The 15,260-nt window shown below is 60.7% G+C and carries 15 protein-coding genes; 4 read left to right on the top strand and 11 right to left on the bottom strand.

What is annotated here, in order from left to right; all coding sequences use genetic code 11:
* A partial coding sequence (locus tag ACY3GB_RS23035; protein WP_463090795.1) for an OmpA family protein occupies positions 1–479 on the bottom strand: 479 nt, incomplete at its 3' end.
* A 346-nt stretch (positions 480–825) separates the two neighbouring features.
* Between ACY3GB_RS23035 and ACY3GB_RS23030 the strand changes: the two genes are divergently transcribed.
* From ACY3GB_RS23030 to ACY3GB_RS23015, 4 genes are all read left to right on the top strand, one after another.
* Entirely contained in the window at positions 826–1,296 is a 471-nt protein-coding gene (locus tag ACY3GB_RS23030; RefSeq protein WP_463090794.1) for a single-stranded DNA-binding protein, read from the top strand.
* Between the two features lie 913 nt (positions 1,297–2,209).
* Positions 2,210–2,410, top strand: coding sequence for a hypothetical protein (locus ACY3GB_RS23025; RefSeq protein WP_463090793.1), 201 nt, complete (start codon positions 2,210–2,212; stop codon positions 2,408–2,410).
* Between the two features lie 490 nt (positions 2,411–2,900).
* Entirely contained in the window at positions 2,901–3,245 is a 345-nt protein-coding gene (locus ACY3GB_RS23020; RefSeq protein WP_463090792.1) for a hypothetical protein, read from the top strand.
* Between the two features lie 103 nt (positions 3,246–3,348).
* A complete protein-coding gene (locus tag ACY3GB_RS23015; protein ID WP_463090791.1) occupies positions 3,349–3,762 on the top strand; it encodes a hypothetical protein in 414 nt (137 codons plus the stop codon).
* Between the two features lie 56 nt (positions 3,763–3,818).
* Here ACY3GB_RS23015 and ACY3GB_RS23010 read toward each other — a convergent pair whose 3' ends face one another.
* From ACY3GB_RS23010 to ACY3GB_RS22965, 10 genes are all read right to left on the bottom strand, one after another.
* Positions 3,819–5,228: an ABC-F family ATP-binding cassette domain-containing protein gene (locus tag ACY3GB_RS23010; RefSeq protein ID WP_463090790.1), complete on the bottom strand. Its 1,410-nt coding sequence runs from the start codon at positions 5,226–5,228 to the stop codon at positions 3,819–3,821.
* Positions 5,229–5,295: 67 nt separating this feature from the next.
* Positions 5,296–6,057: a thioesterase II family protein gene (locus ACY3GB_RS23005; RefSeq protein ID WP_463090789.1), complete on the bottom strand. Its 762-nt coding sequence runs from the start codon at positions 6,055–6,057 to the stop codon at positions 5,296–5,298.
* On the bottom strand, positions 6,054–6,488 hold the full coding sequence (locus tag ACY3GB_RS23000) for a hypothetical protein (protein WP_463090788.1): 435 nt from the start codon (positions 6,486–6,488) through the stop codon (positions 6,054–6,056). The genes ACY3GB_RS23005 and ACY3GB_RS23000 overlap by 4 nt, the downstream gene beginning before the upstream one ends.
* A gap of 24 nt (positions 6,489–6,512) precedes the next feature.
* Entirely contained in the window at positions 6,513–7,493 is a 981-nt protein-coding gene (locus ACY3GB_RS22995; RefSeq protein WP_463090787.1) for a methyltransferase, read from the bottom strand.
* A gap of 14 nt (positions 7,494–7,507) precedes the next feature.
* On the bottom strand, positions 7,508–8,890 hold the full coding sequence (locus ACY3GB_RS22990; RefSeq protein WP_463090786.1) for an MATE family efflux transporter: 1,383 nt from the start codon (positions 8,888–8,890) through the stop codon (positions 7,508–7,510).
* A 60-nt stretch (positions 8,891–8,950) separates the two neighbouring features.
* The gene (locus tag ACY3GB_RS22985; protein ID WP_463090785.1) at positions 8,951–10,321 is read right to left on the bottom strand and encodes a sensor histidine kinase; all 1,371 of its coding nucleotides are present in this window, start codon (positions 10,319–10,321) and stop codon (positions 8,951–8,953) included.
* Positions 10,322–10,347: 26 nt separating this feature from the next.
* Positions 10,348–10,977, bottom strand: coding sequence for a response regulator transcription factor (locus ACY3GB_RS22980; RefSeq protein WP_463090784.1), 630 nt, complete (start codon positions 10,975–10,977; stop codon positions 10,348–10,350).
* Between the two features lie 326 nt (positions 10,978–11,303).
* A complete protein-coding gene (locus tag ACY3GB_RS22975) occupies positions 11,304–12,269 on the bottom strand; it encodes an IS1595 family transposase (protein ID WP_463090783.1) in 966 nt (321 codons plus the stop codon).
* Positions 12,270–12,549: 280 nt separating this feature from the next.
* Positions 12,550–14,274 (bottom strand): hypothetical protein, encoded by a 1,725-nt coding sequence (locus ACY3GB_RS22970; RefSeq protein ID WP_463090782.1) that lies wholly within the window; start codon positions 14,272–14,274, stop codon positions 12,550–12,552.
* A gap of 348 nt (positions 14,275–14,622) precedes the next feature.
* Positions 14,623–15,216 carry a hypothetical protein gene (locus tag ACY3GB_RS22965; RefSeq protein WP_463090781.1) on the bottom strand — a complete coding sequence of 198 codons (594 nt, stop codon included), beginning with the start codon at positions 15,214–15,216 and terminating at the stop codon, positions 14,623–14,625.
* Positions 15,217–15,260: the final 44 nt, after the last annotated feature.

Below are 15,260 nucleotides of genomic sequence, written 5' to 3'. Positions count from 1 at the left end.
ATCGCGTCGCTGCCGGTGTTGTCGGTATGGCCGATGATGTTGACCGAGGTCACCGGGTTTTGCTGCAGCGTGGCGGCCAGCTTGTCCAACACCGGCTTCAGGCTGGGCTTCAGCGCGTAGCTGCCGGTATCGAAGGAGGCGTCGGCGGGGATGTTGAGCTTCAGGCGGTTGTCGGCAGTCTGACTCACGCCGATGCCGGTGCCCTTGGTCGCCTGCTCCATCGCTTCCTTCTGCTTCTGCATGTGCTGCGACCACAGGTAGCCGCCGCCCGCGCCCAACAGGCCGCCGATCGCGGCGCCGGTGGCCGCGCTGCGTCCGCCATGGCCGCCCGCGGTCAACGCGCCGATCGCCGCGCCCACGCCGGCGCCGATGGCAGCGCCGCCGCCCACGCCCTTCTGGGTGTCGCTCATGTTGGCGCAGCCGGACAGGCCGGCCACGCTCACGGCAACCAGCATCGATACTATTGTGTTCTTCATCATGTCATCATCCTTTCAACAAACCCATGACAGACCGCCGCGGACCGATACAGTTCCCCGCTCGCGGCCAAGCGCATCATTCCAGGCGGAAACCCTTCAGCTTGCGCCGCATCCGGAACAAAGCAAAGCCGATTGGCGTGTATAATACGGCCCATTCGCCAAACCTGCCCCGACACCCAGTCCGCCCGCTGGCCTTTGTGCAAGCGCCCAGCCAGAAAATCCGTCTTCGCGGTAGTATGGATGGCTGCGGCAACGCCGCCTCCGCGCGGACAACGGGAAGCAGACGCGCCGCCATTCGGGCCTCGCTCGCGGCGCAGGCCAAGCAGCTTGAACTTATCCGGAGAATTGAATGAACAGCATCACCTTTGACGGCCGCCTGGCCGCCGACGCCGAACTGCGCTACACCCCGAGCGGCGAGCCCGTCCTGTCGTTCCGCGTGGCCAGCGACATCGGCTTCGGCGAGCGCAAGAGCACCAACTGGTTCAGCTGCCAGGTATGGGGCAAGCGCGGCGAGTCGCTGAAGAACTACCTGGCCAAGGGCCAGCAAGTGACCGTGTACGGCCAACTGACCCTGCGCGAATGGCAGGACAAGGACGGCAACAAGCGCCTGTCCCCCGACGTGCGCGTCAACGAGCTGAGCCTGCAAGGCGGCCGCAGCGAAATGGGCGCCTCGTCCGGCGGCGGCATGGGTGGCGGCATGGACGACGGTTACGGCTACAGTGCCCCGGCCCCGCGCCAGGAAGCCCCGGCCGCCCCGCGCCGCCAGGAGCCGAAAGCGGCCCCGCGCATGGACGACATGGACGACGACATTCCGTTCTAACCGGAATAAAATGTTAGAGTATTAAATTAGACTGGAAATTCTCTGTGCAATCAGTAGATTGCACTTGGTTTTCCGGTCTTTTTCTTTGCGTTCAAAATTTACATCACCGGAACCGTGCAGCTGTCGTAAAGTCCCCCTATCTGACTCGACAAGAGATGCACGGTAACCCAGTTTTCCATTCGAGAAGTACGGATGCAGTCCGGTGAGCGCATACTCATGCTCGTCTCCGGTGGCCCCCTCGGACTGCCGGCCCCCCTCGCCACCCGTTACGTCCTGACCCAGTTCCGTCCCAAGGCCTGAAAGTCAGCCGCATCCGCCAACGGCTCTCCGCCTTAGCCAGTGCCTACACATTCTTTGCCAAGCATGGCATCCAACTCGATGAGCGGGCGGCCAAACGTCAGTTCTTAAGCCAGGAGGAATTGGTGGCCGATCCCATCATTGCGCGGATCGTTGACGACTCGCGCCGGGATGCCGCATTGGAGGCCTTGCAGAGCTTCCTCCTGCGCGCACGTACCGTCGCACCGGCACCCAGCCGGCCCGATGCTTCAGTTGTCCCTGGAGAACGCCTCGGCTTCACGCCAGAGCAACGTGCCCTGTTCTTACGGGTCATTCAGCCTGGCTGTTGTGACACACCATTCATCGCCGTCACGATGATCCGGAGAATCCGCGCACCTCGGCACCGGCTACCAAGATCCTCGGGCGCCTGCTGCTCCTTGATGCCAAGCTGCGTGATTCGCTCGATGAATGGATTACCCGCCACCGGGCAAATCGACAGCAGTTTCCCGCGGCAGCCAAGCATCCTTACCTCTTTGTCAATTATCGTGGCGAGCCGCTAGGCAGCCGGGGGCTCCGTCTAATCGTTGAGACGCTACGTCGCCATCATCCTGTCCTGGCAAGACTATGCCATCACCTCTTGCGTCACGACTGGAACGATCGCTGGGTCGAATTGAATGAGGAAGAAGGCGGTGATCCGGAAATAAGTCTGCGCGATCAAAAATATGCGATGGGCTGGAGCCCCACTTCAGCGATGCCATTCCGCTATGCCAGACGCGCCATCCGGTATGCCGCCAACAAGAAACTATTGCGAATACAACAGAAGGGTTGGAAGAAATGAGTCATCCCGTGCAATCCACATTCAATTTCACCGATCCCTCATGGGAGGTCAGTGACTAGACTACGGTCTTGGCCCTTTCAGGTGCAAGCATCGATACCTCGGGTACGCAATGGCGGTTGAGTGCGACGGAAGTCTTAAACTGGGACTTGATGCCATTACAACAGGGCTCGGCATTAGTATCCACCCAAGCCTATTTCTGAACTTCATCCGCCGAAGCAGCCCACGCTATGCTCATGGGCAATTCAATTGACTAAAGGCATGCTTCATTTCCGCAAATAATGTAATCACCAATATTAATGACTCCGAAAAATATGGTTTCGCATTATTTGAAGCTCTGCATATATACCTGAGAGAAAGCTTTTCCGAAGGTACAGTTTCTAATTATCTAGACGCCTACCGGCGCTGGCATCTGTGGTGCACCGATGCCCAATGCGAAGGATTCAATGAGGAAATCGCGGCGGAACTGGAGAGCCGTACTATCGGTGGCAGCTTGAAAGGCGCGGCAGTATTACGCGACGACCCCAATGAAGGCCCTCTGCGCCAAATTGAAATAGAAGCTCTGATAGCACATCTGCACCGTGCTGGCGAGACCACCGCACTGGATATTGAGCAGCTTGCCGCAGCATGGTTGTTTCTTGCCTTTGGTACAAATCCCAAAAATCTCATCCTTCTGAACGAGGAGGATTTGCTTAAAACAAAGCAGGGTGACGAAAGCACCATCTATGAACTCCGCTTGCCACGAATTAAGAAAGGCCAAGCCAATGAACGTAACGGTTTCAAAACTCGCTCGTTGCTGCCTGAAATCGGTCGCTTAGGCGGAAGTCCGTTCGAGTGAGACGACCGATAAAATGCAAAGTGACAGCTGGGCTCTGGTGTTGGTCATGAATCGCAGCGATTTTGAGCTCTGGTAGATCGAACCCTTCACCGCTCACGACGGCATGATCATCTACGGTCGTTCCGATGCGGTACTCAACCCCGGCGGCGTGCGCATCGGCACGGCGGAAATCTATCGTCAGGTGGAAGCCTTCCCGGAAATTCTGGAAAGTCTGGCGGTAGGACAAAACTGGCAGGCCGACGAGCGCGTGGTGCTGTTCGTCAAGCTTCGTCCCGGCGCCGTGCTGGACGACAACCTGATCGGCCGCCTGCGCAACCAGATCAAAAACGGCGCCAGCCCGCGCCATGTCCCGGCCAAGATCATCGCCGTCGCCGACATTCCCAAAACCGTCAGCTGCAAAATCGTGGAACTGGCTGTGAAGAACATCATCCATGGCCGCCCGGTCAGCAATGTCAGCGCACTGGCGAACCCGGAGGCATTGAAGCTGTTCGAGGGATTGGAAGAACTGAAGTCATGACAGGAAACCCGGATGCGCACTCACGTGCTTATCCGGGCGACTCACCACCCTATGTTTTACGCCGGTCTGCAGTTAAAGCGACCGACATCGCCCACCGCATTCAGAAAACCCTCGTCGTGCGAGATCAGCAGCATCGCCCCTGGGTAGGACTGCAGCACGTCGATCATATGGCCGCGCATCGTGGTATCGAGGTTATTGGTCAACTCATCGAGAATCAGCAGCTGGGGCGGATTGGCCGCAATGCAGGCCAGCGACAGCCTGGCCTTCTCTCCGCCGGACAAGGCTCGCACCGGCGTCTGCACCGCCTCGTTTTGACGGAACAGAAACGAGGCCAGATGCGTGCGCAGGTCGCCCAGCGACCAGTCCGGCACGGTTTTAGCCAAGGTTTCCAGTACCGTTTCGTCGGGGATCAGGTTGTCATAGTGCTGGTCGACATAGCCGATCTCGCTGGCAGCCGGCGTCAGCCAGTCTCCGCCCAGACGCAAGCCCGCATCGCCCAGGATGGCCCGGGCCAGAGTGGATTTGCCGCTGCCGTTATCGCCGATCAGCGCCAGCCGCTCGCCCTGCATCAGGCTGAGATGGATGCCATTCAGCACCGGCTGACCAGCGTAACCCACCGTACCGCCGCCAATCTGCAGCACCACTTGCCGGGCGCGGGCGCCATGCTTGAGGTGGAATTGCGGCACGATGACTTCCGGCGGTCGCAAGCGGGCCAGCTGCTCCGCCAGGTCCCGCTGCTCTTCGCGGATGTCGGCCTGCTTGCGGCCTGCGGTCGTATTGCCGCGCCCAAGCTTGGTCGGTGATTTGACGGTCGCCCACTTGCGGTTCTGAATGCTCTGGATGCCGCGCTGCCGCGCATGGGCCGCGCGTTCCTGCTCCTGCATCAGGGCCTCATGCGCGTCCTGCTTAGCCCGCTTGACCGCCGACAGCTGCTTCTCCAGTGCATTGCGCTGGAGCTGCTGTTCTGCGAGATAGTCGGCATAGCGTCCTTCGAACACTTCCACGCCGCCATGGCCGATATGCCACAGGATGTCGCAGGTTTCGTTCATCAGCGCATGATCGTGCGTCACCATCACCACGGTGCCGTAATAGCCTTGCAGCATACGCGACAGCGAACGGCGGTTGCTGGCGTCCAGGTGGTTGGTCGGCTCATCCAGCAGCAACAGATCGGGCGCTTGCGCCATGGCCTGGCTCAAGGCGCGGTTGACGCGCTGGCCACCGCTTAGCCCGCTTTGCGCTTCCTGAATCTGGGCGACATAGCCGATCCGCAAATCCGGCGCAGTCACAATGCTGCCATCGCTGGGCGGGAGCTCGCCCAGCAGCATGCGCAGCAATGAGGACTTGCCCGCACCGTTGTCGCCGACGATGGCGATGCGCTGCCCCCACTCGATCACAGCATTGAACTGCTTGAAACAGATTTTCTGGGGAAACGTCAGGTCGACGCCTTTTAGTTGAATCAAATGCATAGGCGCGCCTCCTGTGGAAAATCAGGGCGGCGGTGCCGCCCTGCGTTGAAAATATAGGGAAAGCCGGTCACGCGACCGCGACAGCACACTGCTCAGACAGCACCGACTCGACAAAGTCGGCAACCTCATCCGCCTGCTGCTTGATGAAGAAATGATCGCCATCGAACCAGCGTACGTCGCATGTCGCTGTGGTTTCTCCTCGCCAGGCCTCGACCTGTTCTGGCGTCACATGCCCATCGCCATGTCCCGCCAGAACCGTCAGCGGCGTATCCAGCGGCGCAAGCGGCCGATAGGCGTAGTCAGCCACCAGTTGGAAATCCGCTCGAATAACCGGCAACACCAGTTCCATCAACTCGCGGTTATCCAAGACTTCACGCGGGGTGCCATTATAATGCCGCAATGCCGCGATCAGGTCGTCGTCATTCAGCAGATGCAGGCGCTGCGCGCTGCGCTCGCACCGCGGCGCGCCGCAGCCCGAGACCAGAAGCCGGGTCGGCATGGGCCGTCCGAGCAACTGGCAACGCCGCGTGAATTCGAACGCCAGCAGCGCGCCCAGACTATGCCCGAAACAGGCGAACGGCGCATCGAGATACGGCTGAACCGCTGACAGCGCGGCGTCGACGACAGCATCGGGAGAGCGGAGCGGCGCCTCCCGCAATCGCGCGCCCCGTCCCGGCAATTGCACGGGGCACACATCGACATCGGGTCCCAAACGGTCGCGCCAGGCCAGGAAATCCGCTGCGCTGCCGCCAGCATAGGAAAAGCAGAACAGCCGCAAGCGCGCCTCGGGCTGCGGCGGCCGAATGAGCCATGGCGTCGTGGTTTTCATGGCATTGCCTCCAAATTCAAGGAAGAGAACGCCCTGTCGCCCGCCAGTGCCGACAAGGCAATGGCAGAGCGCGGCAGCGCGGGCTGAAAGACATGCCGGGTCGTTTTGTAGGGCAGCAGCCGCCGCGCGCCGACGGCTTCGAAAATCCGCCCGATGTCATAGGGCAAACCGGTTCGCCAGTCCGATACGGTTACGCGCGAATCATCGTAGTCGAGCAGAATGCACGGCACATGGGTCAAGCCCAGCAAACCCGCGGCGTGCAGGCGATGATTGCCGTCCATGATGATACCGGTCCGCCACTCCACCGGTAGCGGGGCCAGCCAGAGACCGGCGTCGGCGATCTCTCGGGCCAACGCTGCGGCGGCCGGCTTGTCGACCTCTTCGGACGGGCGCAAAAACGACAAACGGCGGATTTCAATCTCGTAAGACATAGACATGAAACTCCTCAATGCGGGTCAGGCCGGCGAGCATTCCAGAATCACGAAACCCGCCGTCGTCTCATGCCGGGCGGCCAGCGCCAGCCCCGCCGCCTGGATCAATGCCTGATATTCGTCCAGCGTGCGCTCCCGCCCGCCGCACACCACCATCATGTTCAGGTCCATCCAGCGGCCGGGCGCCAGCACTTCATCCGGCGGCAGCGGGTACTCCAGAATCAGCAATGTCGCACCCGGCGCCATCGCCCGCCGACAAGCGGTCAGCACCGCCCGCGCCTGGCCATCGTCAAAACGATGCAGGATCTGCGACAGCAAGTAGACATCCGCCTCGCCGGGCGGCGTATCCCGCACATCGCCCTCGACATAGCGCGCGCGGCCGTCCGCGTCGCCCTGAAAATGACCCTGTTCGGGCCCGAACAGGGTCGCGCGCATCGCGGGGCAACGCTTCAGCAGCGCCGAGAGGAAGCGGCCGTCCCCACCCACATCGACCAGATGCCGCCTGGCTGAAAAATCGTAGGCGTCCAGCAGGATCTGCGATCGTTGCGCCGCATCGTGCGCCATGTACTGCTGCAGTTTGCCGGGCGCTACGGACTGTTGCTCGAGGTAGGAAAAGTACCCCGTCCCATACCACTTCTCGAAACAGGCTTCACCGGATTTCACGCAGTCATAGAGGTCCGCCCAGGCGCGGTAGTGCTCATCGCCATAGATACAGGCGGCAAAGTCCTGAGAATCCGGTGCGCTGCTAATCAGCAGGCGCGACATCTCGGTGTGCGCATAGCCGTCCTCGCCTTCGCGCCGAAAGACGCCCAGCGTCTCCAGCGCCCGCAACAGCCGCCGGAGGGCATCGATGTCACAGCCCGCCTTGCGCGCCAACTGGCTGCAATCCAGCGCTTCCTGCGCCAACAGATCCGGTAGGCCCAGCCTGGCCGCGACATGTATGGCCTGGGCGATCTGATAGCCATAAATCCACTGTCTCAACTGCCGCACATCTGCTTGTCGCACTTCGGTTCTCCTGTTCAATTCGACGCCTGCGGCGCTACGACGCCCTGTACATCACCCGTTTTCTTGAGGAATCTCGCAAACATCAGGCCTGCCCCCAGCGCAAAGGCAATCAGCAAAGCCAGATTGACGCCCAGCAGGCCAAATTGAAGGGGAAAAGCCAGCACATAGGCCAGTGGCAGCCCCCCCACCCACAGCAGGGCCATGTTCGTCCACATCGGTCGCCATACGTCGCGCACGCCGCGTAGCGAAGCCAGCAGCTGGTTGCGCGCCCCATCGACCAGCTGGGTGACGGCGATCAGCAACAGCAGCTTGCTCGCCAACTGGACCTGTTCGGCGTTCCGCGCCGCCCCGACATTCAGATAAAGACCGATGACCGCCTTGGGCGCAAGCACGTAAACCAGACCCATGCCGCACACAATCGCGGCCATCACCGCAAGGCCGGTCATGCCGATCCGGCGGGTCGTTTCCTGCTCCCGCTTGCCTGCTGCGATGCTGATCAGGATGGAACTTGCCTGCCCCACCCCCATCGGAATCATCAGGGCGACCATGGAGCACTGGATCAGGATCTGCTGCACGCTCAGTGCGCCGACGCCCAGCCAGCCAACCATCAGATTGATCACGCTGAACGCCAGCAGCTCGCTGGAAAACTGCAGGGTGATCGGAACGCTGATATGGAAAAAGCCGGCCAGGCGCGACCATTGCCACCCGCCCCGGCCCGCGAATAGCCGGTATGGCGCGAAATCGCCGGCCAGCCGCAAGTAGACGGCCATGACAATCATCAGCAACCAGTTCACGATCGAAACGCCGTAGGCCCAGCCAGCCATGCCCAACGCCGGCAGACCCCAGCGTCCTTCGATCAGCGCGTAGCCCAGCCCCAGCGCCAGCAGCAGATTGAGCGCACTGAACACGAACACCAAGTGGCCCTTGCGTATGGGAAAGAAGATTTGGTGGCAACTGGCCATCAGCAAGGACGGAATGATGCCCCAAGCCATCGCCCGCAGGTAGTCGCTGACCAGCGGCAACAGCGCTTTGGGCTCGTCCAGCCAGACCAAAAGCGCCGGCAGCGACAGCAGGACGGCGGACGCGACGACACCGACGCCAATGCTGACCAGCCACGCTTGCCTGACCTCGAGCCCGACCTCGGAGGTCTTGCCTTCCCCCAACAATCTGCCGACGATGATCCCCACGGCCAGCAACGGCGACATCGCCACCACCGTCACGGTATTGCACAAGGCGGTGACCAGCGCACCGGCGGCCAGTTCATGCGTACCCAGGCGGGCAATGAACAGCATGCCGATGAAATTGACCGCCACATGCAGGATGCGCACCCCAAGAATGGGGGTCGCCAGCCGGATGATCTCGCCGCAGTAGTAAAACCGATGGGTGTGTACTTTCACAGTTCGCTTTCTGAAAACACTTTTCATGACTTTGGCATAAATGACTTCGTCATTAACAGATTAACAAGCTCCGTGCTTTTCGGGCAGGTGTAATTCCTCATGGTTTTCCACCCCCGCCGCCATGGTTCGCGCAGCGGGAACGATGATGCGCACCAGAGTGGGTCCGCCCTTGCGCGAGCGCACCAGCGCCGAATACTGCAGGCAGGCGCACAGCCGCTTTACGATCGCCAAGCCCAATCCCACGCCGGTCATATCCGCACTTGAGTCGTTGCGGCCATTGACGCCCTGATAGTACGCATTGAACACTTGATCGCCCTCTTCCTCGGCAAACCCCTCGCCGTTATCCCATACATCAATCAGGCAACCGCCGCGGTGCTGTCTGGCTGCTACCAGCACCCGGCCACGAGAAAATTTACAAGCGTTCGCCACGATATTTTCGAGTATCCGCAACAACAAACGCTCATCCGTCGCCAGCGTGATAGCCGTCGTGCGAAACCGCAGGTCCAGTCCGCGCGAGAACGCCACCTCCTCGAACTCCAGCTCCAGCCGCTGAAACAGGTCCTGCAATGGGACCTCGCGGATGGTCGGCTCGATCGCCGCCATGCGCAGTGGCGCAAACTCCAGAAAATCGCGCAGAAATTTCTGCAGATCAAACACGACGTACAACACTTTGGACAACAACCGCCGATCATCGCGCTTGCCGTCCCGCTCAATGGCATGCACCAATAACTGCAGCGCATGCAGCCGTTGACGAAAATCGTGCGAAACCTCCTGAAAAAACTGGAAATTGCCATCGGCCTGCGAGGCGAGCCGCACCTTTTGCTCCGCGATCTGCTCACTGCTGCGCTGGAGCGCGACAGCCATCCGGTCCATCCGCCGCGCACCGTGGAGAATCGACAGCCAGGCCAGGAGCGGGAGCGCCAGGCCGACCCAGGGCAACAGCCGAAACAGGCGATCCTGCGCGGCCTCCGCCGGCCGCATAACGGCGCCCTCCGGCTGCGCGACGCCCACCGTCCAACCTGTCGCCTCCAGGCGCCTGAAGGTCATCAGCCAGGGGCGACCATCCGGCCCCGCGCCGATGCTGCGGCCGCTCTCGCCACGGCGAACGCGTATCGTCCAGGACACGGGCGCCAGCAGCGGGCGTCGCCCGCCACCCGGCACATCGAGTAACGAAGCCATCACCCGGCCATCCCGATCGAATAGCAGGAAGTCCTCTCCCCCCGGCATCAGGCACACGCTCGGGGCCGCCCCTCGCTGCCCCAGCGAGGCGGCCAGCCGAACCGCTTCGTCTTGCTGATGCGACCAGGCATCCTCTCGCAACGCGGTGCGAAATACGCCCAGCGCGCCCCAACCGGTCGCCACCGTCGCCAACAACGCCAGCAAGGCCGCCCCCGCTGCCAGCCGAACAGACTGCATGCTTTGAATGCACATTCGCATGGTTCCCAGTCCGCCTGCCGTCAAGCGATGCCATGCGCGTGCAGATACCCCAGGTCCATGGCTCGGGAAAGCGCATGCGTCCGGTTATTCACCTTCAACACTCTCAGCAAGCCGGTGACATGGTTGTTGACCGTGCCGATGGTCAGCCCGAGTTGAGCGGCGATCTCTTTGGACGACAGCCCACGATGCAGCAGGCAAAGAATGTCCTGCTGCCGCCGCGTCAGACAGCATGCCGCCGGCGCCTGCCCGTCTGCCATGGAAAACACCCGGCGGCCATGCAGGACGTTGCGGATCGACAGGGAAAAATCGTCCAGTTGCGCGGCTTTGACGATGTAGCCGAGCATGCCCATCGCCTGGACCTCTGCCCGCCACTGCGCATTGTCGGAGGCCGTGACCACCGCGCAGCGTTCCGCAACGCCGAAGCGATGAAACATCCGCACCAGGGACAAGCCATGGGCATTGGGCACCCCTATGTCCAGTAGGATGCGATACCAGTCGTCTGCTTCTCGGAAAGTCTGGACGGCGTCCTCCATCGTGCCGCGGATATGAATCTCGAGATTCAAGTCCAGCTGCAGCAGCAATGATCGTGTGGCGTCCGCCACCAGGGGGTGATCCTCGACCATCAGAATCCTTTTTGCCGCCTGCTGCATCGTTTTACTCCGCATTGAGTCGCCCAGGCCGATTGGATCAGCGCCGGATAGGGTTGAATGATTATTACTTGAAATAGAAACCGCTATCCCGGCTGTTGCGTACGAGATCGGGCAACGGCTGGGACGTTATAGGGCGTCAGAAAAACCGGGTTTCAGGGCAGGAAGAAACGCGGGCTGCAGCAGCCTGCGCGGCTTGTTCCAAATGGCGCTGAGACGTATTGGGACAATCCATCCGGCGCGGCAGTATATTGGGTGAGTTGAGCATGGGTTATCGCTGATACAGGTCACAAAGGGGGAAGCTGCCATATAAAAAGGCTCTGTTCGCGTTACCTGTTGATCAGCTGCCGTCCGAGTGAGGAGGCAATAAAATCCTCTTCGCTTGGTTGATTATGAAACCACGCCAGCAAGCGCTGCCAGGCCAAATAGTTCTCAAGATACTTCGTGGCGACGCCCCGGAATTTTCCATTGAGCCAAGCCTTAAGCCGCGAGTGATAGTTGTTCACGGTGTGCACATGGAAGGCCGGATTCAACGCAGAACCATGCTTTGACGCCTTGAAATACTTCAAAGTCACGCCCAGCTCACGGGAGAGTGCGAGGTAGGCAGTGTTGCCATCGGAGCAAACCACCGCGTCGGGTTTCAGCACATCGCGCAGTGTTTGAACTAGCTCTTTGCCTTTCATGCCTGGCGTCATCACCTGATCCGCGATGAAGCCCTGCCCCCTGGCATTGGCCACCAGTACCGGCACTTGCTCTTTAGATACGCCACGCTTTTTGGCCCGACCACCGCGCTTGCGGTGTTCCTGCAACTGACGCTGGCCTTTGCGGGAATGCAAGAAATAGGTTTCATCCGCCTCAACCAAGCCTTCCACCACAACAGGCTGCTGCGGGACGATGGCCTTAAGGAAGCGGTGACGCCAGCGGAAGGCCGTGGAAACGGCAATGCCGCATGCCCGAGCGGTTTCCCGAGCCGTCATGCGGCGAGCCATGCAGGCGCTGTTGGCGGCAAACTTTTCTTTCTGATGGAGGCCAGACAAAGGCATTCCAGTGATGGCGCTGGAAGTGCGCTGGCATTGCTTGCATCGGTAGTACTGTAAACCCCGGGTGTGGCCATAGCGAACAACCATCTTGCTGCCGCAATGTCGGCAGCAAACATTGCCGCGCGCGACATCCAGCGCTCGGTAGGAGGTTCTGGCCGTTTTATGCGCGACAACAGCCGCCTCAAACTCTACTAGTTGGGCATCAGATACCGATTTCAGTTGCCGGAGGATTCTCTGAAAACGTTCTGCTCTCATAGTCAGGCTCCTTGTCTGGCTTGAGCATGGTCGATATCAACACGTTGCGCGAAGAAAGCCTATAAAAAAGCGCAGGGACTGAACAATGGAATCGAGTCATCTCAACCCCTGCATTTCAATCACTGAGATTTAATTTTACGTGATTATTTTACACATTATGCATTATGTCATTGGCACGAACAATAGTTATGTCATCACTCACATTATGCGTTTCATGACAAAAGCATAACAAGATCCCGCCCGTGGTCACGATCCCCGTCGGGAGCCCTCTTCCGCCAACTCAGTCGATCCAGCTGCCATTGACGAATCCGCGATAGTCCTGCGGCACAAACCAGAGCAGCAGAATGCTCAGACGGCCATCGTCGTGCTGTTTGTCTCGCCAATGCGGCATCTGCGGATCGATCACATGTCCGTCGCCGGCTTGCAGCATGGCTTTGTGCACGGCGGTCGGCGTTTCGACGTAGATCGGCCACGCGTTCTCCTTGTGGTCTTCAGGCCGCGTTTCCACCGGCAGCGACATCACCCAGGTAAACGCCAGCACATCATCCTGGTGCCGCGGCAAGGTGGCGCCCGATTCGTAGATGGTGAGGGCGTTATGACCCGGCTTGACCGGAACAGGCAGAACCTGGTTCAGCAGCGCGCTGATCTGGCCCTGCAGATAGAAGGTGAATTCGTCGCGGTGGGTCCAGAACCGCTGCTCAGTGGCGCCGTTGTTGCGGTCCAGCAGCAGGAATTTCTTCTCTTTCATGAAGCGCAAGTACTTGCGGCTGATCGCCAATTCGATCGGCGGCAGGATGTTTTCGAAGGTGAAGCAGCCATTTGCCCCCAGCTGCCCGCTCAAGCCCGTCAGGCGCGCCTGCCACTCGGCCTTGGCCGCCATGGTTCGTTGCGGGTCATGCAACAGGGCGCACCAGACGAACAGCCGCAGCATGGCGGCGTCGAGTTCGCGCGGCTGCCGCTGCGCGCGCATCAGCGCCTGCAGATCCTGCAACTGGGCCGCTGTCAGCCAGTACATCGAAACGATGCCCTTCACCGGATCCTGTACCCATACGCTGGGTTTGCAGGCGTCGGCCCAATCCGGATCGGGAATCCGCGACCGCAAATCGGCGGGCATCTCGCGACTCGAAAAGAAGATGGCGTCGTTCAGGCAGTACGCGTCGGCTGCGCGGTCGCATGGCGGCAGGTTCTTGCGGTAAAAATCCGGCAACTCATCCAGCAATGTTTCGCTCAAGCTGCAATGCTCGCCAAAGAAACGCTCCAGGAAGGGTTGTTTGTTCGCCGGCGTCACCAACCCATGCTTTTCCAGCCGTTTGCGCATGCCAGCGGGCAGGGCCAGGAAAACCTGCTCACTGATGCCGTTCCTGACGATGTCGAACACCTTGTCCGCAAACTTGCCCGCCCAGGCCGGCAGCACCACAGTCTCCCGCAGGTAATCGTCCCCCTGCTGTGAATAGAAGGCCATGAACACCAGCGACGCAACGTAATAGCGCCGGCCCTGGAAAACGATAGTGCGGAAACGGCCGGCGTGCAGCACGCTGAAGCCGCGCTTCAGCCGCTCGCGAAGCGTCATGCCATCCACCGAGCGCAAGAAACCGTAATCGATCAGCTGTTCCAGCAAAAACGGCGGATAGCTGGCTGCCTGGTTGTCATTCAGGCGCCCTCGGGCCAAACGAATCAGCAGCTCGCACATTTGCGGCTGTTCCTTGACGGCGAACGACACATATTTGGAACGCGTCGCATGGGTGGTGTGGTTGCGGAATCCAACGATGACTCTGCACAGATCGTTCACGATCCAATTCGGTTGCGTATGACGGTGCTGCATTACACATTTCTCCTGAATGACTTCAACTTTTCCATCAGCAAGCGTGAGCCGCCCAATGCGTGGCGGATGAAATACACACGCAGCTTCCAGCGCCGGGGCCGCGCCACGCGCCCGGTCAAATGCCTCTCCATGCCATCCAGCAAGTCCCCGATCAGGGCGTCGTGCACCCAACGCACCACGCATTGCCACATGCAAAAGTGGTAAGGGCTCAAGCGCAAGCGGGTGAAATGGGTGATCACCGCCCCACCCTGCCGCGCCGCGACACGCAAACCGTGCACGCCCTCGAATCCAATCGGCGACTCGAAGCGGAACACCAGTTCCTGCTCCGGCAAATAGCGCACCACCCGATAGCGGGTGGCGCCATGGCCGCCCGTCGCACCCACCCTGACCGGCCCCTCGAACACATCGCGCGGCCAGACCGCGTGCGGCCAACAAGGCGAAAGGGGTTCGTCGAAACGGGCCAGCAACGCGCCGACCCGCGCTGGCGGGCAGGCGACGAAGGTCTCATGCACGCTGACGACATTGGCGCGCTCAACCCAGTCGCTTGAAGCGGACGATGTCGGCATCGCTCCGGCCCTCCCTGTTGCGCATACTGTCTCTGCGGACGTCCAGCCGCGACTGCAGCGAGGCGGCGAGCCGGTCCAGATCGGCCAGACCGGGCAGCTTGCGCGCCGCGGCGATGACCTCGCGCAAAGCGGCGTCGTCCTGCAGCGTGTCGAACTGCTCATGCATTCGCGTCAGCCACTGCTCCGCCAGGCAATGCAACTCCTTGGCGATGATGCTGAAGCTGACCCGGCAGCCGTCCATCGAGCGGACCGGCTGCGTTTGCAGCGAGACCGAGCGGATCACGGTGTTTTCATTGTCTTTGGCTACATTGAGCCGCACCGGCTGCCGCATGGCGTGGCCGCCCATCATCACCGAGTAGATCCCGGACTTGACGTAGCCCCCACCACTGGGCAGTGCGCCAGGCAGCCAGTACACCGCCACATGGCGGGCGTTGAAGAAGGCAATCTCGCGCCCGCGATAGCGGATGAAGTCCGGGTGAGTGAAATTTGCGACCAGGAAGCCGCGCTCCATCGGATGCGGCATGACGGTCCGTAGCGGGCGCGGATCGTACTGGTACATTTTCTCGAACAAGAGGTAGAGCGGTTCGTCGGAAAACGTCAACC

It is taken from the genome of Chromobacterium sp. Ag138 (assembly GCF_055181315.1).
Note: the sequence above shows the minus strand (reverse complement) of the source record. Positions and strands in the feature narration are given on the sequence as shown.